The organism is Candidatus Symbiopectobacterium sp. NZEC151 (assembly GCF_025962655.1).
Lineage (GTDB): Bacteria > Pseudomonadota > Gammaproteobacteria > Enterobacterales > Enterobacteriaceae > Symbiopectobacterium.
Genome location: NZ_JAGFPE010000001.1, coordinates 698,455 through 723,308, shown reverse-complemented (window position 1 = coordinate 723,308; position 24,854 = coordinate 698,455). Strand labels below are relative to the sequence as shown.

The following is a 24,854-nucleotide window of genomic DNA, read 5'->3' as shown; positions in this document are numbered from 1 at the left end:
AATAACGCATAATATTTACAGGCTCATCCCTCAGCGCTTAGGGGTTACCCCACAATCGCTAATATCATGATTAACGAGCTTTCTTCATCGCAGGAGTGCGCGTATAAGTTGGCGTACACTGGGGTTTCCCGTAGAATGCCCCCCCTAACGACCGCTATACACGCAAAGGTGATAACCCTGGTCATGCAGTGCTTTACACAAAATGCATGCACCAACGATGGAAACTGAGCCAGACCACCATGAATGAAAACCTTTCTCCCGCATCCGTACCGGTTGTTGAACTGCGCGATGTACGTAAAGGATTTGATGGCAAAGACATCATCTCCCATTTCGATCTCACCATTAATCACGGTGAGTTCTTGACCATTCTTGGCCCTTCCGGCTGTGGAAAAACCACGGTACTGCGTTTGATCGCCGGATTGGAAAATGTCGATAACGGCACTATTTTACTTGAGCAGCAGGATATTACCCATCAGCCCGCCGAACAGCGCTACGTCAACACGGTCTTTCAGAGCTATGCGCTATTTCCCCACCTTAGCGTGTTTGACAACGTCGCCTTCGGGCTAAAAATGCAGAAAACCCCGTCTGCCGAGATCGCCCCTCGCGTCATGGACGCCTTGAAAATGGTTCAGTTGGACGAGTTTGCCATGCGTCGCCCGCATCAACTGTCCGGTGGGCAGCAACAACGCGTTGCTATTGCCCGCGCCGTGGTGAACAAGCCCAAAGTATTATTGCTCGATGAATCGCTTTCCGCGCTTGATTACAAATTGCGTAAGCAGATGCAAAACGAGCTAAAAGCGCTGCAACGTAAGTTGGGTATCACCTTCATCTTTGTCACCCACGATCAGGAAGAAGCGCTCACCATGTCAGACCGCATCGTGGTGATGCGCGATGGCAGAATCGAACAAGACGGTACCCCGCGAGAAATCTACGAAGAGCCCTGTAATCTGTTCGTAGCCAGCTTTATTGGTGAAATCAATATTTTTGATGCCACGGTGATCGCCCCCGAACAGGGGAATCGCGTACAGGCGATGGTCGAAGGCCGCGCCTGCCCTATCACCGTCAACTTTCCGGTGAGCGCAGGACAGTCGTTAAAAGTCCTGCTGCGCCCCGAAGATTTGCGCGTAGAGGAAATTAACGATGACAGCGCGGTCGAAGGCATGATCGGTTATGTGCGTGAACGTAACTACAAGGGCATGACGCTGGACTCCACCATTGAGCTGGAGAACGGCAAAATGGTGATGGTCAGTGAATTCTTCAATGAAGATGACCCCGATGTCGATCACTCACTCAATCAGAAGGTGGCTATCACCTGGGTCGAGAGTTGGGAGGTCGTGCTGCACGATGAAGCCACCGCGTAAACGTTTTCAAAACATCGTTATCACCATCATCGTTGCCTGGCTGATGCTGTTTGTGTTCATCCCTAACCTGATGATCATTGGCACCAGTTTTCTGACGCGCGATGACGCCGACTTGATCGCCCTGGTATTCACGCTGGAAAACTATACGCGACTGAGCGATCCCCTGTACGCCTCGGTGCTGCTGCATTCGTTGAATATGGCGGTCATCGCGACGTTATGCTGCCTGCTGATTGGCTATCCGTTTGCCTTCATCCTGGCGCGACTGCCGGAAAAGATACGCCCACTGCTGCTGTTTCTGCTGATTGTCCCGTTCTGGACCAACTCGTTGATTCGTATCTATGGACTGAAAATCTTCCTGAGCACGCGCGGCTACCTGAATGAGTTTCTGTTATGGGCTGGGATTATCGACGATCCGCTGCGCATTATGTACACCTCGCAGGCGGTGGTGCTCGGCCTGGTCTATATTCTGCTGCCGTTCATGGTGTTGCCGCTCTACTCCAGCATTGAAAAACTCGACAACGCGTATCTGGAAGCGGCGCGGGATCTGGGGGCCAACAAGTGGCAGTCGTTCATCCGCATCGTGATCCCGTTGACCATGCCCGGCATTATTGCAGGCTGCCTGCTGGTACTGCTGCCCGCGATGGGACTGTTCTTCGTGGCTGACCTGATGGGCGGTGCGAAAAATCTGCTGATTGGCAACGTGATAAAAAGCCAGTTTCTGAATATTCGCGATTGGCCTTTTGGCGCAGCCACCAGCATTTGTCTGACGCTGGTGATGGGACTGATGCTGTTTGTGTACTACCGGGCAGCCCGCTTATTGAATAAAAAGGTGGATCTGGAATGATGGGACGTTTGTTGCGCGGTGGCTTTATGAGCCTGATCTACGCCTATCTGTATATTCCGATCCTTATTCTGATTGTGAATTCGTTTAATCAGGCGCGCTTCGGCATCAACTGGCAGGGATTTACCCTTGAGTGGTATCGCCTGCTGTTAAACAATGACAGCCTGCTCCAGGCTGCCAGCCATTCATTGACGATGGCGGTATTTTCCGCCACGTTTGCCACGGCGATCGGCTCCCTCACCGCCGTGGCGCTTTATCGTTATCACTTTCGCGGTAAGCCCTTTGTCAGCGGCATGCTGTTTGTGGTGATGATGTCGCCAGATATCGTGATGGCCATCTCGCTGCTGGTGCTGTTTATGCTGCTGGGGATCTCACTCGGGTTCTGGTCGTTGCTGTTTTCGCACATTACGTTCTGCTTGCCGTTTGTGGTTGTCACGGTGTATTCGCGCTTGAAAGGGTTTGATATTCGGATGCTGGAAGCGGCTCGAGATTTAGGTGCCAGTGAAATCATCATATTACGTAAGATCATTCTGCCCCTGGCAATGCCTGCCGTTGCCGCCGGTTGGCTGCTGAGCTTCACGCTGTCGATGGACGATGTGGTGGTGTCATCCTTCGTCACCGGTCCCTCTTATGAAATTTTACCGCTAAAAATCTATTCCATGGTCAAGGTTGGCGTCTCGCCCGAGGTCAACGCGCTGGCCACCATTTTGTTGTTGTTATCGTTACTGTTGGTGCTTAGCAGTCAGTTAATACTGCGCGATCGCACCAAAAAATCATCATTCCAACCTTTGGGACGTTAAGGAGGTTTATTGTGAAAAAATTGCCCTACCTGCTGGCCGCGTGCGCCATGGCACTCAGCCTGAATGCCGCCAATGCGAAGGATAACAAGACGCTCTATTTCTACAACTGGACAGAATACGTGCCGCCCGGTTTGCTGGAACAGTTCACCAAAGAAACCGGCATCAAGGTGATTTACTCCACCTACGAATCCAACGAAAGCATGTATGCCAAGCTGAAGACCTATCAGGATGGCGCTTATGACCTGGTAGTGCCTTCGACCTATTTCGTGTCCAAGATGAGCAAAGAAGGGATGCTGCAAAAGATTGATACCAGCAAACTGAGCAATTTTCACAATCTCGACCCTAACCTGCTGCATAAATCTTTCGATCCGAACAACGAATATTCCATTCCTTACATTTGGGGCGCTACCGCCATTGGCATCAACCGTGATGTCATCGATCCGGCAACGGTAACCGGCTGGAGTGATTTTTGGGATGCGAAGTATAAAGGCAGCCTGTTACTGACCGACGATGCCCGTGAAGTGTTCCAGATTGCGCTGCGTAAATTGGGTTACTCAGCCAATACCACCGATCCGAAAGAGATCGAAGCCGCCTACAGCGAATTAAAGAAACTGATGCCGAACGTGCTGACCTTTAACTCAGATAACCCCGGTAACCCGTTTATCGAAGGCGAAGTCAATCTGGGTATGGTCTGGAACGGCTCTGCTTACGTAGCCCGTCAGGCGGGTACACCGCTCGACGTTATCTGGCCGAAAGAGGGTGGAATCTTCTGGATGGACAGTTTGGCGATCCCGGCCAATGCCAAGAATAAAGAGGGCGCTATGAAGCTCATCAACTTCTTGTTACGCCCGGAAGTGGCGGCAAAGGTTGCCGAAACCATCGGCTACCCGACACCCAATCTGGCCGCGAAGAAATTACTGCCCGCCGAAGTGGCAAGTGACAAGACGCTCTACCCTGATGAAGAGACGATTCAGAAAGGGGAATGGCAAAACGACGTGGGCAGCGCCAGCACGCTGTATGAAAACTATTTCCAACAGCTGAAAGCCGGCCGTTAATGCGCAAAGGCTAGCCGCACCGTGCGGCTAGCCTTTTATCAAGGGTTACCCTACCCATTCGTAGTAAAGCCGCAGCCCTTTCTCGCAGGAGCAGCATCCGCTACAGCCACCACTGGCGTTCTCGTGGCTGCTGATCTTTCCCTTCTGGACCCAGATAGCAATCATGCCTTCAACCACCCCCGTTTCAACGTGGAAGCGTTGGCTGATCTCTTGCAACGAAACGCGTTGCCTTTGCTTAACGAAATTGCGCAGTTCAATCAGTGTCATTTCATCCTCCTGACCCGCACGGCCATGGGTTTACGCTGCTCGCACCACCGCAGATTGCTGCCTCAAATTGCCGTTGCGGCGCAGGAAAAACACGGTAAGCGCCCACACGGCCAGCACCACCGCGATAGCAGAGGCAGAATAAAGGGGATGGTTAGCAAACCGACCCACCTGATACACCAGTACCGCTGCGCCATAGCCCAACTCGATAGTCCACACGAAACAGAACAGGGCCCATGCCGTGCCCACTTCGCGCCAGATGGCCGACAATGCCGCGACGCAGGGCACATACAGCAAAACCATCAGTAAGTAGGCCACTGCGCCTAAGCGCCCATCGAACAGGTGCACAATGATATCCAGCGATGAGACGGAAAATTCGTTCTGTTCTGCCACGGTGGCGGTATCGCTCAAATCGCCAACGTTGATGCCCAGCGGATCGAGAAGCTCGCCACCGAGTTTGGCAAAATTCTCCGGAATGGTAGCCAGCGCGGCAACCACGCTGTCGCCCAGATTAAACGCTGCGTCTTCTTCCGGCTCGCCGGACTGGCTGTCAGCCATCGCGCCATACAGTGAATCCAGCGTGCCCACCACCGCTTCTTTGGCAAAGATGCCGGTGAAAACACCGACAGCGGCAGGCCAGTTTTCCGCTTTTATCCCCATCGGGGCGAATACCGGAACAATTTTCTGCCCGATGGAAGAAAGCACCGATTTATCACTGTCCTGATTGCCAAACGAACCATCGGTGCCCATGGAGTTGAAAAAGCTGAGCACGGTTACCACTACGACAATCAGCTTGCCTGCACGCAGAATAAACCCCTTGAGTCGATCCCAGGTACGAATCAGCACGCTGCGCAGCCCCGGTAAATGGTACGGTGGGATCTCCATGACGAACGCAGAGGCATCGCCCTGTAACGCGGTATTTTTCAGCATAAAGCCGGTGGCGATAGCGGCAAAAATACCCACCAAATAGAGTCCGAATACCAGATTTTGCCCACCGCTGGTGAACAATGCCGTGGCAAACAGCACATAGACGGGCAAGCGCGCGCCACACGACATAAAGGGCGCCATCATTACCGTGACAATGCGATCGCTGTGCTTTTCCATGGTGCGCGTGGCCATGACGGCAGGCACATTGCAGCCAAAGCCGACAATCAAGGGCACGAAGGCTTTACCCGGTAACCCAATGCTGCGCATGAAGCGGTCCATAACAAACGCCGCCCGCGCCATATACCCGGAGTCTTCCAGATAGGAGAGGAACAGATAGAGGCAGCCAATCACCGGAATAAACGTAGAGACCGTTTGAATCCCCCCGCCAATGCCATCGGCCACCAGCGTCGCCAGCCACTCTGGCGTGTTGATAGCGCGCAGCAGCGTTCCTAGTCCATCCACCAGCAGTGCGCCAACAAACTGATCGAAAAAGTCGATAAATGCACTCCCCACCTTGATGGTGAAGATAAACATCAGGTACATCACCAGCAGGAAGATCGGAATACCGAAAAAGCGATGCAGCACCACACGGTCAATTTTATCGGTGAGCGTCGCGGAGACATTGCTGCGGCGAATCACCGCCTGATTGGCGATGGAGGAGACAAACTGATAACGCCCATCGGCAAGGAAGATATCCAGTTCATCGTCATAGGTTTCTGTCAGTATAGCGACCTGAGCATCCATCTCTGCCAGCAGCGGTGCCGGCAAACGCGAACGCACCGTGGTATCCCCTTCCAGCAATTGCAGCGCCAACCAATACGGATGCGTCACGCTTGGAATATCCGTCAAACGCAACGCCATTTGCACCGCAGCGTTTTTCAGCGGCGCATCGTAAGGCACCTCAACGTTGGGCGAGCGAATGTCCGCCAGCGCGGACAGGCAGACCTGCCGCAGCACATCCATACCTTTGTTTTGGCTGGCAGTAATAGGTATAACCGGGCAACCGAGCCGATTTTGCAGAGCGGCGATATCGATCTCCAGCTTGCGCGAAGAGGCGATGTCCATCATGTTGACCGCAACGATCATGGGCACGTTCATGTCCAGCAACTGTGCCGTCAGATACAGGTTGCGCTCAAGGTTGGCCGCATCAAGAATGTTCAGCACCAAGTGCGCTTCGCCGGAGAGGATATAATCACGCGCGACGCGCTCATCTTCAGCGCTTTCCGAGGCTGGATTGAGCGAGTAAACGCCGGGAAGATCGACCAGCGTGAAGCGTTGACCTTTGTAGAGGAACTGACCGACCTTTTTCTCGACGGTGACACCGGGCCAATTCCCCACCGTTTGTTTCCCCCCTGTCAACAGGTTGAACAGGGTGGTTTTGCCACAATTGGGGTTGCCAACAACACCAATGACGGGATGTGCGACCATAACAGTTCCTTACTCGAACGGGCTTTTTATCAGGCAGGCATGCCTTGCAAGCCTGCCTGGCAAATCCAGATCCTGAAAATCAACAGGGTTCCAGGATCAATATCTGTGCTTCACTCTTGCGCACGCTGATAGCAGCACCGCGCAAACGCAATTCGATAGGGTCACCCAACGGTGCTACCCGGGTGACGGTGAAGGTCACGCCCGGCGTAACCCCTAATGCCAGCAAGCGCTTGCGGTAATCCGCCGATCCTTTTTGATAACCTTGCACACGCCAGGAACTGCCTACCGGAAATACGGCCTCTGCCATGAATACTCCTCCTCGCTGAATTGCCGCCTCGTTACGCCGCTCTGTTGCTACCCGAGGGCATCAACCTTGTGTAACCTGCGGTGCCACCCAAATCTGCTTGCCCATATCCCAATTAATCGCGATACGACCGTCGCCCGCAGCCAGCATCAACGGCTGGTTTACTTCGCGCTGAATAACCCGAATTTCGCCTCCGACACGAATACCTAACTCCATTAAACGTTGGTGGTACTCACCGCTGAGACGAATTCGCGCAACCACGGCGCTGACATTGAGGGGAATATCAAGAAGAGTGTGTAGACCTGGCGTCATAGTTGGGCTCTTAAAGAGAAACCGCTGAACCCGTGAGTGAATTCACGCGGTATAATTGCTGTAAATGCTCAGAAAACAAACAAAAGTAATAACGATTATCAATAATAAATGCACGGGTATAAGTCTACTTGATACATATCAAACAAAAATTAAATATCGCTCATTCCCTCTGCCGTGGCGGATAAAAGTCTCAGGAAACGCCAAAAAAAAGCCCCCTGTCAACCGCAAGGCTGACAGGGGGCTTTACTGCGTGAGATGAGATTACTTCACGCTGTGCGACAGATCGCTGGCGATATGCACCGTTTCTTCCAGATAGGCATCCGGAGCCTGATAATCCTTGGGTAAATCATCCAGGGATTTCAGCGGCTTTTTACCTTCGCGTTTGAAGCGTTCGTTAAGACGATTCAGGCGTAATGCTTCATCGTCGTTGTTCTCTTTTTCACGCTGCGCGTAATTAAGGGAAACGATATTACGTTTCTCTTTGTTGGCGTTGTAACGGGCAACATCCTGAATGATATATTGGAACTCAGGATCTTTGGCAACACGTGACTGGTGCTGCTCACTCAGTGCGCCAATGTAGGGTTTCAGATCCCCCAGTTTGCCGTAGCGTGCCGCATTGATGCTGTCCCAGACCAGGGCGTTGTCTTCAAATTTCTCACCGGTTTCAACCGCTTCAGTGCCGGTTGGCATCAAGATATCCGGCGTAACACCGCGCAACTGCGTGCTGCCGCCATCAATACGGTAGAACTTCTGAATGGTGTAGGAGACGGAGCCTAATCCCGGCCACGCCGGATGCAGCATCTGATCGTAGATACGGTTCAAAGAGCGATACTGTTGCACCGTGCCTTTACCGAAGGTCGGCTCACCCACAATCAACGCACGGCCATAATCTTGCATGGCAGCGGCGAAAATCTCTGAGGCCGACGCACTGAAACGGTCAACCAGCACCACCAGTGGGCCTTTGTAGTAGACCACGCCATCGGTGTCACTGTCTTCGCGCACCTTGCCATTGTTGTCACGAATTTGCACCACCGGGCCGCTGGGAATGAACAGACCGGAAAGCCCTACCGCTTCGGTCAGCGCACCGCCGCCGTTGCCACGCAGGTCGATGACAATGCTGCTCACATTCTGTTTTTCCAGCTTTTGCAGTTGCACTTTGACGTCATCCGTCAAGCCAACGTAAAAACTGGGAATGTCCAGCACACCGATGGTCTCTTTGCCCACGGTTTTGACCGACATTTTCACCGCGCGATCTTCCAAACGGATACGCTCACGGGTCAAGGTAACGGTTTTGGTTTTAGTGCCTTTGCCACCGGGCAAGATTTCAAGCCGCACCTTGCTGCCTTTGGGGCCTTTAATCAACGCCACCACGTCATCAAGCCGCCAGCCGATCACTTCCACCATCGGTTTGCCGTTTTGCCCAACGCCGACAATGCGATCGCCAACGGTGATGCTTTTACTTTTTGCCGCCGGGCCGCCCGCCACCATGGAGTTGATGACCGTGTAATCGTCATCCATCTGCAACACCGCGCCAATGCCTTCCAGAGAAAGGCTCATGTCGGTGTTGAACTGCTCCGTATTGCGCGGCGATAAATAGCTGGTGTGGGGATCCATTTCTCGCGCAAACGCATTCATCACCAGTTGGAAAACGTCTTCACTGTTGCTCTGCGCCAAACGACGAATGGCAAACTGATAACGCTTGGTGAGCGTCTCCTTGATCTCTTTGTCGTCTTTACCGGTGAGTTTTAACGTCAGCCAGTCAAATTTTACTTTGGCATCCCACAGGCGGTTCAGCTCACCAACATTTTGCGGCCACGGCGATTTGCTGCGATCCAGCTCGATGGTGTCTGTTCCGGTGAGATCAATGGGTTTTTCTAATACGGACAGGGCATATTGCAAGCGCTCGAAACGGCGTTTTTGCGCCAGATTGTAGAGCGCATAGGGCACGTCCAGTTTGCCGCCTTTCAGATCTTCGCCCAACTGCCCTTTTTGATTGGCAAATTCGGCGATATCGGAGGCCAACAGCACGTTATGGCTGTAGTCCAGCATATTGAGATAGCGGTTGAAAATTTTCTCGGAAAATTGCTCATCGAGCGCTATCTGCCGGTAGTGAGAGCGTAAGAAACGCAGTGTGATGCGATCGCTCTCGGTGGCATGCTGAAGTTCCTGGTGCAGTTGTGGGATCTGATCTGCACGCGTGATCATCTCACTGCGCGCAATCGCTTCACTGCGCGAAACGGGTGCTTCTTTGGCCACGCTCGCGCCTGCGAGCAATGCGGCGACAAGCACCGTCATTCGGATTAATGTGTTCATGCCCTGGTTGGCCCTCCGTATCAGAACTGCAAGTGTTCTGCGCGCACAATCATCGCCAGACCGGAAGCCAGTTGAACCCGAACTTCACCTTTGGCAATCTCAAGCACCGTAGCATCCATGGCGTCTTTACCCGCTCTGACTTTGATCTCTTGACCAATTTTCAGGGCAGTAATATCCGTCACGTTAACACGCTGCGGTTGCGGCGCACGCTCGGTAGCCGCTTTAGGCGGACGAGGTGCAGAAGTACGCGGCGCAGAGGTTCGAGGTTGACGCGGAGCGCTGTCGGCTGCGGGGCGCTCACGGCGCGGGGCCGGTTTACGCTGACGCGCAGGTTGATCGGTGGTTTCACCCGCTGCGCGACGTTTCGCCTGCTGTTCAGCTCGCTGCGCCTGAACGCGCGCTTTCGCTTCTTCCAACTGCTTGCGAGCGTGATCGACATGCTGCTGTTCCAGTTCACCGCACGGATTGCCATCCAGATCCACACGTTGCGCACCCAGCTTGATGCCGTACAGGTAACGCCAACTGGAGGTATAGAGGCGCAACGCAGAGCGCAATTGCGTTTTACTCACACTGTCAGTCTCTGACACACGAGTGACAAGATCCTGAAAAATACCGATTTTCAAAGGCCGCGTGTCACCTTCAGTGGTGAAACAAAGCGGAAACCGTTCTGCCAAAAAGGCAATGACATCTTTACTACTGTTCAACTTAGGTTGATTTTCCATGAAATTTCCTGATTACAACGGGTTTGCCAACCAGCGCAGGCATGAACAGGCGACATTATAATGACGCCATCAGCAATTGCTACGTTATCCTTCTCTCTGCGTGAGAGAATTGATAAAAATCAGCACATCGCTCTGTTGCAATTGTGCGCAGAGCACGGCGACCAGCGCGTTAAGACCTTCTTCGTCTTCCGCGTCAAAACGCGCATAGGACGTGCTATCGATATCCAGCACGCCAATCAGTTGCCCGTTCACCGAAAGCGGCAACACGATCTCGGCATTACTGGCGGCATCGCAGGCGATGTGACCAGGAAATGCATGCACATCATCGACACGTTGAATTTGGTTCTCCGCTATCGCGCGCCCACAAACGCCTTTGCCCGCAGGAATGCGCACGCAGGCCACTCGCCCTTGGAAGGGACCGAGAAACAGCGTGTCATCATCCAGAAGATAAAAACCCGCCCAATTAACGCCTTCCAGGCGCTCAAACAGAAGCGCACTGCTATTGGCCAAAATAGTGATAAAGCGGCGTTCACCCGTAATCAGAGCGGTAAGATCGCTGACAAGATCCCTATAAAATGATGGTTTGTTCATAAATAATAATTCAGTTGTTCCAAATATCTGAGTCCGTCGCCCCTAGCTTATTGACGCGAAGCGCATCGATAGCAAGGAGGCATCATCCCATGATTTCAATCACCCTGCCTGACAACATTGGCAACGTCTCCCCCAAGAGAAGAAGGATATACGCTTTTGCGTTTTTATTCACATAAACGTGACAGGATGAATTGAGACACACAGCACAGCATGCCACAACAACCTTGGCTTCGTCAGCGTATTGCGCACATTTCATTCCCTCCGACCTGACATCCCATTTTCCTGAAACCAGGCACACAGATTCAATTACCGTGCGCGCTCGGAAGTAGGCTATGATGCTGACGACCTTCACAGTGCAATCCGGCGTAATGAGAATATACAGCATAGTGGGTTCTGCCACGCATAGCGCTCCGCGCCCGCCCGTCACCCAGGCACGCGCTGTCGTTGCCTATGGACGCTATCACCGCTGCCATGGCTGCGACATGCTGTTCCTGCTTCCGGCAATGAACAAAGGGGAATATGCCACTTGCCCGCAATGTGCGACCCGCGTCGGTTCCGGGCGTGATTGGTCGATGACACGACTGGCCGCGATGGCCACGGCGATGCTGCTACTCATGCCTTTTGCCTATACGGCTCCCCTGCTCGATATCCGACTGCTGGGGGTGGCGATCAATGCCAGCCTGTTTGAAGGCATCTGGCAGATGACCAAGCAAGGACACCCGGTTACCGCCAGTATGGTGGCGTTCTGTACTGTCGGCGTGCCCGTTACGCTAATGGTTTCACTGCTTTATCTGTTTTTTGCCCCACGCATTGGCATGAATCTGCGGCCTATTCTGCTGTTACTGGAAAAATTGAAAGCCTGGATGATGCTGGACATTTATCTGGTCGGGCTGGCCGTTGCTGCCATCAAGATCCGCGAGTTTTCCGACATTCAGTTAGGCCACGGTATGGTGGCCTATTTAACCCTGACCCTGCTGAGTTTATTAACGCTGATTCACCTTAACCCGGATCAGCTCTGGCTGCGTTTCTATCCACGGCTGCATCCGGTGATCAACCCGGAACGTTATCGCCTGTGTCTGGCCTGCCATTTTACCAGCGCGCCGGACGCACGGGGTCGCTGCCCGCGTTGTCATACCCCGTTGCGAGCCCGCCGACGCCACAGCCTGCAAAAAGCCTGGGCGGCATTGATCAGCGCCATCGTACTTCTGGTGCCCGCCAACCTGCTGCCCATCTCGATTCTCTACGTCAATGGCGCGCGCAAAGAGGACACTATCCTGTCGGGCATTATCTCACTGGCAAACGGCAATGTTCCCGTCGCAACGGTGGTTTTTGTCGCCAGTATACTGGTGCCGTTCACCAAGGTTATTGTGCTTAGCCTCTTGCTGTTGAGCATACATCTGCGCACACAACGCGCTATCATGACGCGCATGCGCCTGTTACGTGCCATGATCTGGATTGGCCGCTGGTCAATGCTGGATCTGTTCGTCATCGCCTTAATGATGTCGCTGGTCAACCGCGACCAACTGTTGGCTTTTACCTTAGGCCCAGCGGCCTTTTATTTTGGTGCGGCCGTTATTTTGACCATTCTCGCTGCGGAATGGCTGGATAGCCGATTAATGTGGGATACCCATGGAACACGATTCAGCAACACCCGAGCCAACGCGAACCGCGATCAAGCATAAGCGTCGTATATCGCCGTTCTGGCTGCTGCCCTTTATTGCGCTGCTGATTGCCGGTTGGTTGCTCTACACCAACCAGCAAGAGCGCGGCACCACTGTCACCATTGATTTTATCTCTGCTGACGGCATCGTGGCTGGCAGAACCCCCGTTCGTTATCAAGGGGTTGAAATCGGGACGGTACAAAACATCTCGCTGAGCGAAGACCTGCGCACCATCCAGGTGGAAGCCAGCATTAAAAGCGACATGAAAGAGGCGTTACGCAGCGGGACACAGTTCTGGCTGGTAACCCCCAAAGCCTCATTAGCTGGCGTTTCCGGCCTTGACGCTCTGGTTGGCGGTAACTATATCGGTATGATGCCCGGTCCCGGCGAGCCGCAGGCGCACTTTTCTGCGCTGGATACCCAGCCGAAATACCGGGTTAACAGCGGGGAGTTGCTGGTCCATCTTCATGCTGATGACTTAGGGTCGCTCAACGCGGGCTCGCTGGTGTATTACCGCAAAATCCCCGTCGGGAAAGTGTACGACTACACTGTAACCCCCGATAATAAGGGCGTGACGGTCGATGTCCTGATTGAGCGCCGCTTTACCCATTTAATCAAGAAAGAGAGCCGTTTTTGGAATGTGTCCGGCATCAAGGCGGATATCAGCCCGGGCGGTGCCAAAGTGGAAATGCAAAGTCTGGCGGCGCTGGTCAATGGCGCCATCGCCTTTGATTCACCGGATGAGAGCGATAACGCCAGCGCGGAACAAGCTTATCGACTCTACCCGAATCTGGCCCAAAGCCAGCGCGGGGTGGCGATTACCTTGACGCTTCCTTCCGCCAATACGCTGAAAGCCGGGCAGACGCCGCTGCTGTATCAGGGGCTGGAAGTGGGCAGTGTGCAAAAACTGGTGCTGGATCCCAGCAACGGTAATGTCACCGGACAGCTGATTATCGATCCCTCTGTCGTATCGCTGATGCGGGAAGGCACGCGCATTGAGCTGACCAAACCACGTCTGACCTTGAACGATCTTAACCTCTCTCGCCTGCTCACCGGCCCAACGCTGACGTTAATTCCCGGCGACGGGGAGCCTCGTCAGACATTCCCGCTGATTGATGGCACGCAGGCATTACGTCCCGATACGCTCACCGTTCAGTTATCTGCCGCACAGAGCTATGGCATTGATGTCGGCCAACCCGTGCTGCTGCACGGCGTACAAATCGGACAGATCATTCAGCGCACGCTGACCGAAAAGGGCGTCACCTTCGATGCCACCATTGAACCCGAATATCGCGCGCTGCTGCACAAAGACAGCACCTTTATCATCAACAGCCGGCTGAACGTCAAGCTGGGGCTGGAGGGTGTGCAAATGATCGGGGCCAGCCCACAGGAGTGGCTCAGCGGCGGCGTGATGGTGTTACCCGGCACGCACGGGGAGCCGCTGGCTCGCTATACCCTGTTCAGCGATCGGGATAATGCGCAGGAGGGCATCAAAGGCAACACGCCCAGTCCAACCTTAACGCTGGTCACCGAGAGCCTGCCGGACATCCAGGAAGGCTCGATCGTGTTGTATCGCAAGTTTCAGGTCGGCGAAATCATGCGTATTCGCCCCGGTGCAGAAACGTTCGAAGTCCAGGTTTACCTGCATCCGGAATATCGCAAACTGCTGACCGAACGCAGCGTGTTCTGGGCCGAAGGCGGTGCGCGCGTGCAATTGAGCACCTCAGGGCTAACGGTTCAGGCAGCGCCCCTTAACCGGGCGATCAAAGGTGCCATCAGCTTCGATAACCTCGAAGGTGCCCCTGAAACCAAAGGTGGAAAGCGACTGCTGTATAACACCGAAACCGCTGCACGCGCCATTGGTAGCCGTATTGAACTGCGGACCTATGACGCCAGTTCGCTCTCTGCGGGTATGCCGATTCGTTACCTTGGTATTGAGATCGGGCGGTTGGATTCCCTTAAATTGGCAGAGCAGCGCAACGATGTATTGGCGCAAGCGGTGCTCTACCCTGAATACGTTAACGCGTTTGCCCGCGCGGGTACGCGCTTCTCGGTGGTGACGCCACAGATCTCAGCGGCCGGTGTCGATCATCTGGAAACCTTGCTCCAGCCCTACATTAACGTCGAGCCGGGCAACGGTGCGCAACAGCGTCAATTCGAGCTGCAACAGGCTACCATTTCCGATTCCCGTTATCAGGATGGACTGAATATCGTGGTGGATGCGCCGGAAGCCGGTGCGTTACAGGTGGGAACGCCGGTGCTGTTTCGCGGCGTTGAAGTGGGAACCGTCACTGGCCTGTCGCTGGGGCCGCTGTCCGACAGGGTGATGGTGGCACTGCGCATCAGTAAGCGACACCAGCATCTGGTGCGCAGCAACTCGGTATTCTGGCTGGCATCCGGCTACAATCTGGAATTCGGCTTGGGCGGCGGTTTGCTGAAAACCGGCACCTTCCAGCAATTTATTCGCGGCGGCATCGCCTTTGCCACCCCACCCGCTATCCCCTTAGCGCCGATTGCTACGCCCGGTAAGCATTTCCTGCTATTAGGGCAAGAACCTAAAGAGTGGCGCGAATGGGGCACCGCCATTCCTGAATAGCCTGCGTTAATCCTGCCGTCGCCGGATAAGCGACGGCAGCCATGTGCCGTGTTACACTATCAGAATCTGATTCATATTTTTCTGCTATTGTAACGAGACATTACCACCGTGGTGAAACCCCTCTCTCCCTCTTTGCCCTCCGCGTTTCTCGAGGCAATTCAAGACATCATGCCCGCGCACTTGTCCCTTGATGCATTCATTGCTGCCTGCCAGCGCCCGTTAAGGCGCAGTCTGCGCGTCAACACGTTGAAGATTAGCGTGGATGATTTTTTGGCACTGGCGGCGGATTGGGGCTGGCAATTGGCGCCCATCCCTTGGTGTAAAGAAGGATTTTGGGTGGTCAGCCCTGATGAAACGCAGTTGCGATTGGGCAACACAGTGGGTCATTTGAGCGGACTGTTTTATTTGCAGGAATCCAGCTCAATGCTGCCGGTAAGCGCATTGTTTCACGCGCAGGAAACGTCCTTATTATCCCATGAGGCAACCCCCTCGCCATTGGTGCTGGATGTGGCCGCTGCGCCGGGTTCGAAAACCACACAAATTGCCGCACACCTGGGCAATAACGGCGGTATCGTCGCTAACGAATACTCAGCCAGCCGGGTCAAGGTGCTGCATGCCAACATCAATCGCTGCGGGGTACACAATACCGCACTGACGCACTTCGATGGCCGGGTGTTTGGCGCTGCCCTGCCTGAAACGTTCGACGCTATCCTGCTGGATGCCCCGTGTTCCGGCGAAGGGGTGGTGCGCAAAGACCCTGATGCAATGCGCCACTGGTCACCGGAAAGTACGACGGAGCTGGCGCAGACCCAAAAGGAACTGATCCTCAGCGCGTTTCATGCGTTAAAGCCCGGCGGCGTGCTGATTTACTCAACATGTACGCTCAACGCACAGGAAAACCAGCAGGTGTGTCAGCATCTGCTTGATGCGTTCCCAGAAGCTTGCGCGATTGACGCCTTGGGTGACCTCTTTCCCGGCGCGCAAGATGCGCTGACTGAGGAGGGATATCTCCACGTATTCCCGCAAATTTACGACAGTGAAGGCTTCTTTGTCGCGCGGTTGCGCAAAACCGCGGCCATCGCCCCGTTGCCCGCACCGCGTTTTAACGTGGGTAAGTTTCCCTTCACGCCATTAACCGGCAAAGACAGACAAGCGGTGACGCTTTCGGCCAATCAGGCAGGCCTGATCTGGGACCCAGAGCATCAACAGCTCTGGCAGCGGGATGATGAGATCTGGCTGTTTCCCACCGCACTCAGTGCGCTGTTTGGCAAGATACGCTTCTCACGCATCGGTCTCAAACTGGCGGAACGCTATGCCAAAGGTTTTCGCTGGCAACATGAGGCTATTGTTGCGCTGGCGGACACGCAGGCAGCGCACGCTTATGCACTCAGCGACGCACTGACTTGTGAATGGTATCAGGGTCGCGACAGTTATCCAGACGATCTCCCCACCTGCGATGAAATGGTGCTTACCTATCAGCACACGCCTGTCGGGTTAACCAAACGCATCGGCAGCCGTATAAAAAACAACCTTCCGCGCGAACTGGTGCGTGATGGAGCCTGCAACCAGCTCGTTAAACAGGGATAGTTGCCCCCCCAGTGCCTCATTTTCATCTACACTCTCGCTAGGGCTACTGCCACTGTCTGGGAGGGTAAACGCCTATGTACGCACTGGTTGTCTTTATCTGTTATCTCGGTCAAGGCTGTGAAAATCTGGTCGTTGATGCCTATCTTAACGAAGCACAATGCCTGAGTGCGATGGATGAGCAGCATTTACGCCGGGGGGGATGTTTTCCGATAGAGGATTTTATCGACGGTTACTGGATCCCGGCCCATGAACGCGCCGAGTTTTGACGCGTATGCATAACAGGCATACGCGCCATGATACGGGCATCAAATGACAGCAAACGCCTGTTCCGTCATCCCTAATGACACGCCTGCGGCAACGATATTGGCCCACTCCTGATCGGATAGCGTTATCCCGTTAGCCTGACGCTGCGCGTAAGCAATACGTTCCGGTTCACCGGCAATCAGCACCGGCTGTTCAGCATCCGCCGCCGGGCAGGTGCGCACGTAATCCAGCATGGCATCATACTCTTTTTGCAGCCAGTCCATCGATACCATCGCCGCCGGGTCGATAATAATCGTGGTCATGTTATTCATGATCGCCCCTTTGCGCTCGTTTTCCGGCTGAATAGTACCGCCACCGGAAAGCAGCCCCGCCAGCATCTCTGCCGCCAACACCAGCCCGCCGCCTTTATGGCGTGCAATGGGTTTCAGCGCGCCCTGTTTTTCATCTTCCCACATCACTTTGGGATCGTTGGTAGAAACGCCCTGACTATCAAGCATCACCTCTTCATCAAACGTCTTGCCAGCCAGATAGGCGACACGGGTTTTCCCCAACGCCACAATGCTGGTGGCAAAATCGAGCACAAACGGGGCGTTATGTTCACTTTTGGGAAAGGCAATACAGATGGGGTTGGTGCCAAAACGCGCCTCACGGCCGCACCAGGGTGCCACAATCGGATCCAAATCGTTCACGTTGACAAAATGAATCGCCACCATCCCCGACTCTGCCGCCATTTCACCGTAGGTACCAATCCGCCCGAGGTGGCACGTGGAGGCCAGCGTCATCAGGCACACGCCGGTGGTTTTTGCTCTGGCAATCGCCTGCTCCATCGCTTCTTTGCCAGTGCGCTGACCAAAGCCGCGATCGCCGATAAACTGCAATACCGCGCCACCGTCACGCAATAAACGCACCGGAGTATTCGGATGCATGATGCCTTTAGCGATAAACGCCACATAGTGCGGCAGCATTCCGACACCGTGACTATCATGACCTTTGAGGTTGGCATTCACCAGATGATCGGAAACACAGCGTGCCTCATCAGCCTGTGAGCCTGCCTTTTGCAATAAAAGGCGCGTAACGTCTCGAAGCTGACGCTCGGAGATTAGCATAGGACAATTTCCTTGATTATTTCCCTTCCGACTTCAGATATCAGATTTTCTAATATCATGAAAAAGAGGGAGTTATATACCCTAAATAATTCGAGTTGCAGGAAGGCGGCAAGTGAGTGAATCCCGATGAGCTTACACAAGTAAGTGATTCGGGTGAGCGAACGCAGCCAACGCATCTGCAACTTGAAGTATGACGGGTATAGATGATTATTGTGTTTGCCTCATTATCCTACCGCTGAAAGCGCAGGGATTAAATGCCTCATCGCGCCTGGCGCACTATTGCGTTAATCAAGATCAAAACCATGGTCTAGTGTTAGCAGCACGATTCGCGCCCTCAGCCCCGTGCCTGACTGCGCTATAATAGAAAGAGTACGCCGTGATCATTCAAGGATCGCCATGAACTACTGCGCTGTAATACCTCTATCGCTCCTGCTGTTGCTTACCGCGGGTTGCTCCTCGCCACAAGGCATGAACTGTCAGGGTGAAGTGAAAACGCTGCCGGGTCATCCGATTGGCATGACTTCTGCCGTGATTGTCGATAACACCGTGGCGTTTAGCGTGTTGATGTCCAAACAACGCATCGAAAGCGGTCTGTTACACTCGGCTGACAGCTCACGCTATGTGCCTTCTGCTGTCACCAAAGAAGGCTATCTGGCACAGCGCCTTTCCGGTAACCGATTCTGCATTATCGATCCGCAAAAAAACGAGTACACCATTTACCAATGCCAATAACCGCAAACGGCGGTGATGGCATCGCTCCTCTTCTCGTAGAATTCTGTAATGTCTGGTAAGACGTATCCAGATATTTACCAAGCGTTAAAAAATCGAAAATCCGCCTTAGCCCTATTCCGCTTTGTATGACCGCCACGCAAAATCCCTCCGTCTACTGAGAGGTGAATCATGAAAAAAATGCTCTGCGTATTAATGGCGATTGTCATCACCACATCCTTAAGCGGATGCATATGGCCAGGTCCCGGTGGCGGACATGGCGGCGGTGGCCCAATGCAAGGGCCGATGGGTCCGGGTGGCGGTGGAGGCGGCCCCGGCTATGGCGGGCACGGTGGGCGCGGATAGTTGATAGGATGAACCTCAGGGCGCTTGGCCGCCCTGAGGTGAAAGATCTATAATTTTTCCGCAGCGCGTTGCGTTGCTTGCCTGCGTTTTTCAATAAACGCGGCCTGCTTGAGACGCACCGCCTGAAGCAGCTCTGGCGCAGCCGATCGCGGAGAACCCGAATTGAATGGCGGCGCGGGATCGTACTCCAGTTGTAACTGAATCTCCTGCGCAACCGCCTCGCCGTACAGCCCTGCCACCACGGTTAGTGCGAAATCGATCCCAGAGGTCACGCCAGCACCACTGATACGGTTGCCGTCGTGCACGACACGCGCCTCAACCGGTTGAGCCCCCAGCAGCGCCAATTGATCGAGCGAGCCCCAGTGGGTGGTTGCCTTATAGCCTTGGAGTAAACCCGCAGCCCCCAACACCAGCGATCCGGTGCAGACCGAGGTAACCAGTTTTACTTCCTTCGCTTTTTGACGCAGAAAGTTTAGCACCTCATCATCTTCCATCAGATCAATCTGTCCCGGCCCACCCGGCACACAAATCACATCTAACGCCGGACATTCCTCAAGGGTGACGGTAGGCAAAATAGCCAGACCGCGATCGGAGGTCACCGGCGCAATCTGTTTCCAGATCAAGTGCACCTGAGCACCCGGCGCACGCACCAATACTTCGTAAGGCCCAGTCAAATCTAATTGGGTTACACCGGGAAAAAGGAGAAAACCTATGGAGAGTACAGGAGAATCAGCCATGACAACGTCCTCTGTGATTAGGTGATATTGCTTAGCATGCGCAGGTTTTTATCGGGGATTCAATCAGAATATCAACGAGAACAGCCATGCCGATGGTATCCATGACTCGACTTCACCGCGCGCAGCCCTTATGATCGCGTTAAGATTCATTTATGTAACTCGCTGATTAACGATAGGTAATTTTGCCACGTTATCGGCTTAGCACAGAGATACCACGATGAAAAAGATCATTTTAGCGCTTACCCTTGCCACGCTTGGCACCGATGCCGTTGCCGCCGCCCAGTTGGTGACGTTAAGCCGTCAGCAATATGGCGAGCGTTGGGCGTTCACTCGTGAAGAGGTCCAGTTGATTTGCCGCTCTGGTAAGGCTGTTTTTGCGTTAAATACCGGAACGCTGATGCAATATCCGCTTAACGCGGCCGCACAGGCCCAGATGAAAAATGGCCAGGTGAATGCGCAACCGATTGATGTCATCTGGCTGGATGACCCCGATGCACCGGGCAAGAAGAAAGATTTACAGCCTTTCATCGAACGCGGTGAACAACTTTGTGTCGCCAGGTGATTTAAAAACTGACTACATTTCAGCCACATGTTAATGCATGGATAATATTACGTTATCCAGGGGTGTAAAAGCTGTTCCAGTTATGAAACGAACTCCGCAGCAACACTGGTAATCAGTGAGAAGTTGGCTACGCTTTAAAGTGCAAGGCTGATTCAGCTTGCACAAATGCCAACTTTTAGCGCAAGGCTCTCTCCCAAGAGCCATTTCCCTAGACCGAATACAGGAATCGTATTCGGTCTTTTTTTGGAAGTAGTTTAAATACAATCACTTATATTAAAATCAGCCACTTATCCCCTAGCCTATTCTACCCCATATCACCCTTTTACACTCTCTGCCGCCATTTTGTCGCCACTGACTTCAGCTAACGGATTCAGGTGGATCGCGTCATCCAAGTGGTCGGGAGCAAAATGGGCGTAGCGCATGGTAATGCGGATAAAAGTGCGATCAAAATGTCGCGTACGCTTTGGAACACAACGGCACTATGATCGTGATCATCAGTCTGCACACCGTTGGAAGAGCGCGCCGCCGCTATGCTCCATGGTGCCATGAATCGTCCCACCTTTTTGTACTTCCAGCGAGCCCATCGCCAGCTTGTTGGTGCAAACCACTTCTGGCATATCCAGCGTGATACACGTATCGACTTTCACCAATACCAACAGCACAGCACCGCCGAGAAAACTGATGTGCAGCGCATCCGCAGAGGCCGATGGTGCAGGGTTGTCGTCCAAATAGATGCCGGGCAGCACAAAGGCGGTATCCAGTTTTCCACCGATGCTCAACAGTAACACTTGCTCGCCCACTGACGGTGCCCGCCAGTCTCGGGAACGCCCGGCACGACGAAACAACCAGGTCAGCCAATCAGTAATCAGTGCTCCGGTTTATACCCGACAGAGGTTTCGGCGGTGTTCGCCTGGGTGACGACGCCGATACGGATCAAGTTGCGCAGTAGGCTCTGGATTTCGGTAAGGGTGGCTTGTGTGTTCATTGCTTCATGATGGATACTTGAAGCTATTAATACAAAGCTCTGGTGTTGTTTCGTTCTTGAAACAACAATAGCAACTTTAAATGAGTAAACTTATAAAATGACACCTTTTTTCGATACAAATGAAATGCATGAAACTCTTAAATTAAATGCAAAGCAAATTCATAGCTTAGAAGAAAATACGGATTTTCAGCGAGAAAGAAACACTCATTGCATAACCATCATAAATAGCATGATAAAAAACCCTCAACAATGGGATTCATTGACACCATTTAACATTAACAATATTGGGCGTTTCATTAGCATTAGACTATCAGATGAAAAAACAAGTGAAGAGGATATAGATAGCTATTTTGCAACATTATTTAGATTTTTAATGGAGCTTTATTTTTATCAGAATAGAGATCTTGATTATGACCTTTTGGTAATTAAGAACTTTGCATTAAATAACAGAGATGCGTTTGGCAGTGAGGCTCAAGGCCAAATTTTTTATACTTTAAATGAAATGCCATTCTCACTAATGAGATTTAAATTCAATAGCGATGATATTCAACACTTCATAAAAGCAGCACAGGCTGAAAAGTCAATGTCAGTTTTAATAAATGGATGGGACAGTAAAATCGCTTTACATATAACAAAAGTTGCAGAGTTAAAAACAAAACTTGAGGAGCAAGAGAATGCTTACAATTTCGTCGGATTATATAGTGGCTTTGATTTATTATCACGGAATAAAAATAAAGAATCCAAGAACGCATTTTGGTTTACCCTTTCTTTGGGCGTGCTGGCTTTATTCCCTCTTTGCTTGGATGTTTTTTTAGTGTATAAGGGATTTGTTAAAGTTGATTCAATTTACTCATTATTCACTTTAGTTCCAGCATTTACGCTTACCTTCATATTTATTTATTATTTCAAAACATCTTTAAGTAATTACCAATCCGTAAAATCCCAAGTGAATCAAATAGAATTAAGAAAAACACTTTGTCGATTTATTCAAAAATATACAGACTATGCGAAAGAAATGAAAGTTAATGACAAAGAATCTTTAGACAAGTTCGAAACGATCATATTCTCAAATATTATGCCATCTGCCGATCAAATCCCCTCTACATTCGATGGCATTGAACAATTGGCAAAATTAATAGAAAGTGTTAGAGGTAAATAATAATTAGGAGTACTCGTCATGACACACGACGAAATGTTCAAAAAGATGCTGGCTAATCCTCCCGTCAAGGCCGAGTATCAAAGCCTTGAGGATGAGTTTTCTCTGTTGAATGAATTGCTGCAAGCCTGCAAGAATGCAGGGCTGACGCAGGCACAGATCGCGGATCGTATGGGCACCAAAGCTACGGCCATCACACGATTGGAAAGCGGCTTGGCCTCCGGCACTAATGGGCCGTCTTAAGCTACATTGAAAAAATACACCGCCGCAGTCGGAAAAGAATTGCAGATTCGATTGGTCTAAGAATCAGCCCCACGCCACTGTGGGGCTTTTTTAAAATGATGGGCATTAAACGAAATAATACCGGTTGTTTTGGGAATGTGGAAAAAGCGAGTCAAGTTTTTGGGAGAATCGAATTAAAACCCTTACAAGAGAGAATGAAGGAGAACAATAATTGGGCAGGTTAAGAAATTATAAAACCCACACTTTATCATTTAAATGAAAAATTAAGTTAATTCATAAAAGTGCATGAGCTCATAGAATTGTGCCCATCCAACACACATTAACTTCTAATTTCATGCTGCCTGATATCTAATGTTTTATGAAGCATTTTATGTATTTTAAGCTGAAGAATTCTCTCTGCTTCCCCTGTCGTTATAGAACTCTTATTTCTGAACGACCAAATAAAACCACTATTAGAAGTTGGTTTAATACCTATAGCACCAACTTTATATAAGCAAGACAATATTGTGCTAATAATATCATTATCGTTAGATCCTTGCGTTTCTAGAAACCTCTTGGAAACAATCGAGCATGGATCATTATCATCCCGAATGGCCAATTTAGTAATAACAGCATCATACTGAATATTTTTTAACTCAGAGCAATCAAACGTTGCATCTCTACCTCTAATTATTTCGACAGTATCATCAAAGGATGGGAATGTTTCACCCCACTCTTCTTTCAAAGATCGAAGCCTTTTTTCTGAGTAATAATTCTCGGCTTCGTAAATTAGCCCCCAAGTGATTTTCTCTTTATCAACAGCAAGTCGGAAAGTTTCATTGACAAACTGAAGTACATCTCGAGGCCTATAAAGTGTTCTTTCTAATATGTATTCCATAGGCGTCATTTTTTGCGAGCTTTTTTTTGCCTCAGGAAAAATATCAGATATAGTAACTTCATCTTTAGTATATGTTCGCTTATATGTTTCACTTACTCTTTTTTCGACTAAATCTATCAACTCAGACTTAGACCACTGAATTTGCAATATATACGACTCATATTTTTCTTCCTGAAAACCTGCACCGCGGGTCTTATCAAAGACCATATCAATCAGATCTTTTCTTAAAGCCACAAGGATTTTTATATTATTTACTTTCCTAAACCCTTTGACCTCTTCAATTAATGCTCGTATAAATTTGCAACGAGTATCCGTATCAGCCCAATCCTCATCCAATTGGTCTATAAGCAAATAATAATGCTTTTGTGGATCTTTAAATGAATACTCAGCCAGCATCTCCAACATTTCATTAAGTTGTTTTATCTGTAATCCGCTGACAACTTGACTAGCTCTTTTAGTTATCTCTGTTTTTTGTTCATCACTAAGTTTTTGTACACCACTCAATGACACGTCTAAACCAGAGTATTTAGCACCAAGATTCGCCTTCGTTTCATCCTCTAGCTTTCTTGTTATTTCTTTTAGATGTTCATCCGTATCAAGCCAAAATTTATCCCCCCAATCACGAAAATAAGATATAGCCTTTTTCTTAATTTCATCTTTTCTAACCCAATCAATTAATCCACTAAAAAAACTTTCATTATCCTCTTCACTTCTAATATCATAACGCAAGCGCAACAATTCAATAATAAGGATATGCCGCCAAAGCATTTTATAAAAAAGGTCTAAGTTAACGCCAAGGTTATCCATGAATTGAATAATATCAGAGTGCTCGAGAAATTTCACTGAAATATCATTGGGATCTATTTTTTTGTAATGAGCTATAGAGGTGCTAACTTTATATAATAATGAACTTTTACCGGCCCCAGTGCGACCGACTATAATTGAACATGGGTTTTTTACGTCTAATAAATCATCAAGATATCCTTTATCAATAAAACAGGTATCAAGAAAGTCGTTATCTGTTTCTGCATCAAGATCGCCAATACTTAAGTTTCTTTTAATTTTTACTGGATTTTTAGTCATCACGA

The 24,854-nt window shown here is 51.2% G+C and carries 23 protein-coding genes and 3 pseudogenes; 14 read left to right on the top strand and 12 right to left on the bottom strand.

Annotation, left to right across the window (positions count from 1 at the left end; genetic code table 11):
• Nucleotides 1-239 precede the first annotated feature (239 nt).
• The 4 genes from potA to potD are packed head-to-tail and all read left to right on the top strand — an operon-like array spanning nt 240 to nt 4,057.
• On the top strand, nt 240-1,361 hold the full coding sequence (gene potA / locus J5067_RS03335; RefSeq protein ID WP_264643706.1) for a spermidine/putrescine ABC transporter ATP-binding protein PotA: 1,122 nt from the start codon (nt 240-242) through the stop codon (nt 1,359-1,361).
• Nucleotides 1,345-2,205 carry a spermidine/putrescine ABC transporter permease PotB gene (potB, locus tag J5067_RS03330; protein ID WP_264642391.1) on the top strand — a complete coding sequence of 287 codons (861 nt, stop codon included), beginning with the start codon at nt 1,345-1,347 and terminating at the stop codon, nt 2,203-2,205. Before potA ends, potB begins: the two co-directional genes overlap by 17 nt.
• On the top strand, nt 2,202-3,002 hold the full coding sequence (potC, locus tag J5067_RS03325) for a spermidine/putrescine ABC transporter permease PotC (protein WP_264642390.1): 801 nt from the start codon (nt 2,202-2,204) through the stop codon (nt 3,000-3,002). Before potB ends, potC begins: the two co-directional genes overlap by 4 nt.
• Before the next feature lie 8 nt (nt 3,003-3,010).
• Entirely contained in the window at nt 3,011-4,057 is a 1,047-nt protein-coding gene (gene potD, locus J5067_RS03320; protein ID WP_264650836.1) for a spermidine/putrescine ABC transporter substrate-binding protein PotD, read from the top strand.
• A 45-nt stretch (nt 4,058-4,102) separates the two neighbouring features.
• Here the strand turns inward: potD and J5067_RS03315 are convergent, their stop codons facing one another.
• The 7 genes from J5067_RS03315 to J5067_RS03285 form a co-directional block, all read right to left on the bottom strand.
• Nucleotides 4,103-4,324, bottom strand: coding sequence for a FeoC-like transcriptional regulator (locus tag J5067_RS03315; protein WP_264642388.1), 222 nt, complete (start codon nt 4,322-4,324; stop codon nt 4,103-4,105).
• A gap of 30 nt (nt 4,325-4,354) precedes the next feature.
• Nucleotides 4,355-6,676, bottom strand: a complete 2,322-nt coding sequence (gene feoB, locus J5067_RS03310) for a Fe(2+) transporter permease subunit FeoB (protein ID WP_264650426.1) — start codon at nt 6,674-6,676, stop codon at nt 4,355-4,357.
• Between the two features lie 79 nt (nt 6,677-6,755).
• Nucleotides 6,756-6,983, bottom strand: a complete 228-nt coding sequence (locus J5067_RS03305; protein ID WP_264642386.1) for a FeoA family protein — start codon at nt 6,981-6,983, stop codon at nt 6,756-6,758.
• 60 nt (nt 6,984-7,043) lie between these two features.
• Nucleotides 7,044-7,292 (bottom strand): FeoA family protein, encoded by a 249-nt coding sequence (locus tag J5067_RS03300; protein WP_264650425.1) that lies wholly within the window; start codon nt 7,290-7,292, stop codon nt 7,044-7,046.
• A 261-nt stretch (nt 7,293-7,553) separates the two neighbouring features.
• The gene (gene prc / locus J5067_RS03295; protein WP_264642384.1) at nt 7,554-9,605 is read right to left on the bottom strand and encodes a carboxy terminal-processing peptidase; all 2,052 of its coding nucleotides are present in this window, start codon (nt 9,603-9,605) and stop codon (nt 7,554-7,556) included.
• 20 nt (nt 9,606-9,625) lie between these two features.
• The gene (proQ, locus tag J5067_RS03290) at nt 9,626-10,327 is read right to left on the bottom strand and encodes an RNA chaperone ProQ (RefSeq protein ID WP_264650424.1); all 702 of its coding nucleotides are present in this window, start codon (nt 10,325-10,327) and stop codon (nt 9,626-9,628) included.
• 84 nt (nt 10,328-10,411) lie between these two features.
• Complete coding sequence (locus tag J5067_RS03285) at nt 10,412-10,918, bottom strand: GAF domain-containing protein (RefSeq protein ID WP_264642382.1); 507 nt, start codon at nt 10,916-10,918, stop codon at nt 10,412-10,414.
• A gap of 368 nt (nt 10,919-11,286) precedes the next feature.
• On the opposite strand from J5067_RS03285, the gene yebS reads away from it, so the two are divergent.
• The 4 genes from yebS to J5067_RS03265 all read left to right on the top strand — a co-directional run bounded on the left by yebS (nt 11,287) and on the right by J5067_RS03265 (nt 17,028).
• Nucleotides 11,287-12,600, top strand: a complete 1,314-nt coding sequence (gene yebS / locus J5067_RS03280) for a membrane integrity lipid transport subunit YebS (RefSeq protein ID WP_264643705.1) — start codon at nt 11,287-11,289, stop codon at nt 12,598-12,600.
• Nucleotides 12,548-15,175, top strand: a complete 2,628-nt coding sequence (locus tag J5067_RS03275; protein ID WP_264650423.1) for a PqiB family protein — start codon at nt 12,548-12,550, stop codon at nt 15,173-15,175. The genes yebS and J5067_RS03275 overlap by 53 nt, the downstream gene beginning before the upstream one ends.
• A gap of 108 nt (nt 15,176-15,283) precedes the next feature.
• Nucleotides 15,284-16,762: a 16S rRNA (cytosine(1407)-C(5))-methyltransferase RsmF gene (gene rsmF / locus J5067_RS03270; protein ID WP_264650422.1), complete on the top strand. Its 1,479-nt coding sequence runs from the start codon at nt 15,284-15,286 to the stop codon at nt 16,760-16,762.
• Between the two features lie 74 nt (nt 16,763-16,836).
• Nucleotides 16,837-17,028, top strand: a complete 192-nt coding sequence (locus J5067_RS03265) for a YebW family protein (RefSeq protein ID WP_264642379.1) — start codon at nt 16,837-16,839, stop codon at nt 17,026-17,028.
• A 39-nt stretch (nt 17,029-17,067) separates the two neighbouring features.
• Here the strand turns inward: J5067_RS03265 and J5067_RS03260 are convergent, their stop codons facing one another.
• Nucleotides 17,068-18,132, bottom strand: a complete 1,065-nt coding sequence (locus tag J5067_RS03260) for a malate/lactate/ureidoglycolate dehydrogenase (RefSeq protein ID WP_264650421.1) — start codon at nt 18,130-18,132, stop codon at nt 17,068-17,070.
• Nucleotides 18,133-18,528: 396 nt separating this feature from the next.
• On the opposite strand from J5067_RS03260, the gene J5067_RS03255 reads away from it, so the two are divergent.
• Together J5067_RS03255 and J5067_RS03250 are read left to right on the top strand one after the other, a co-directional pair.
• Nucleotides 18,529-18,864: a hypothetical protein gene (locus tag J5067_RS03255; RefSeq protein ID WP_264642377.1), complete on the top strand. Its 336-nt coding sequence runs from the start codon at nt 18,529-18,531 to the stop codon at nt 18,862-18,864.
• 168 nt (nt 18,865-19,032) lie between these two features.
• Nucleotides 19,033-19,206: a hypothetical protein gene (locus J5067_RS03250; RefSeq protein WP_222160882.1), complete on the top strand. Its 174-nt coding sequence runs from the start codon at nt 19,033-19,035 to the stop codon at nt 19,204-19,206.
• Nucleotides 19,207-19,253: 47 nt separating this feature from the next.
• On the opposite strand, the gene J5067_RS03245 is transcribed toward J5067_RS03250, so the two are convergent.
• Nucleotides 19,254-19,943 carry a DJ-1/PfpI family protein gene (locus tag J5067_RS03245; RefSeq protein WP_264650420.1) on the bottom strand — a complete coding sequence of 230 codons (690 nt, stop codon included), beginning with the start codon at nt 19,941-19,943 and terminating at the stop codon, nt 19,254-19,256.
• Between the two features lie 217 nt (nt 19,944-20,160).
• Between J5067_RS03245 and J5067_RS03240 the strand changes: the two genes are divergently transcribed.
• On the top strand, nt 20,161-20,505 hold the full coding sequence (locus J5067_RS03240) for a YebY family protein (protein ID WP_264650419.1): 345 nt from the start codon (nt 20,161-20,163) through the stop codon (nt 20,503-20,505).
• Between the two features lie 314 nt (nt 20,506-20,819).
• Here the strand turns inward: J5067_RS03240 and J5067_RS03235 are convergent.
• Together J5067_RS03235 and J5067_RS03230 are read right to left on the bottom strand one after the other, a co-directional pair.
• A pseudogene (locus J5067_RS03235) lies at nt 20,820-20,945 on the bottom strand (site-specific integrase); the annotation flags it as partial.
• Nucleotides 20,946-21,010: 65 nt separating this feature from the next.
• Nucleotides 21,011-21,490 (bottom strand): annotated as a pseudogene (locus tag J5067_RS03230) (phage baseplate assembly protein V); the annotation flags it as partial.
• A gap of 97 nt (nt 21,491-21,587) precedes the next feature.
• Here J5067_RS03230 and J5067_RS03225 point away from each other — a divergent pair.
• From J5067_RS03225 to J5067_RS03215, 3 genes and pseudogenes are all read left to right on the top strand, one after another.
• Nucleotides 21,588-22,649, top strand: coding sequence for a hypothetical protein (locus J5067_RS03225; RefSeq protein WP_264650418.1), 1,062 nt, complete (start codon nt 21,588-21,590; stop codon nt 22,647-22,649).
• An 18-nt stretch (nt 22,650-22,667) separates the two neighbouring features.
• Nucleotides 22,668-22,889, top strand: a complete 222-nt coding sequence (locus J5067_RS03220) for a helix-turn-helix transcriptional regulator (RefSeq protein WP_264650417.1) — start codon at nt 22,668-22,670, stop codon at nt 22,887-22,889.
• A gap of 92 nt (nt 22,890-22,981) precedes the next feature.
• Nucleotides 22,982-23,113, top strand: a pseudogene (locus tag J5067_RS03215) (Presumed portal vertex protein); the annotation flags it as partial.
• A gap of 95 nt (nt 23,114-23,208) precedes the next feature.
• On the opposite strand, the gene J5067_RS03210 reads toward J5067_RS03215, so the two are convergent.
• Complete coding sequence (locus J5067_RS03210; RefSeq protein WP_264627972.1) at nt 23,209-24,849, bottom strand: DNA repair protein; 1,641 nt, start codon at nt 24,847-24,849, stop codon at nt 23,209-23,211.
• Between the last annotated feature and the right edge of the window lie 5 nt (nt 24,850-24,854).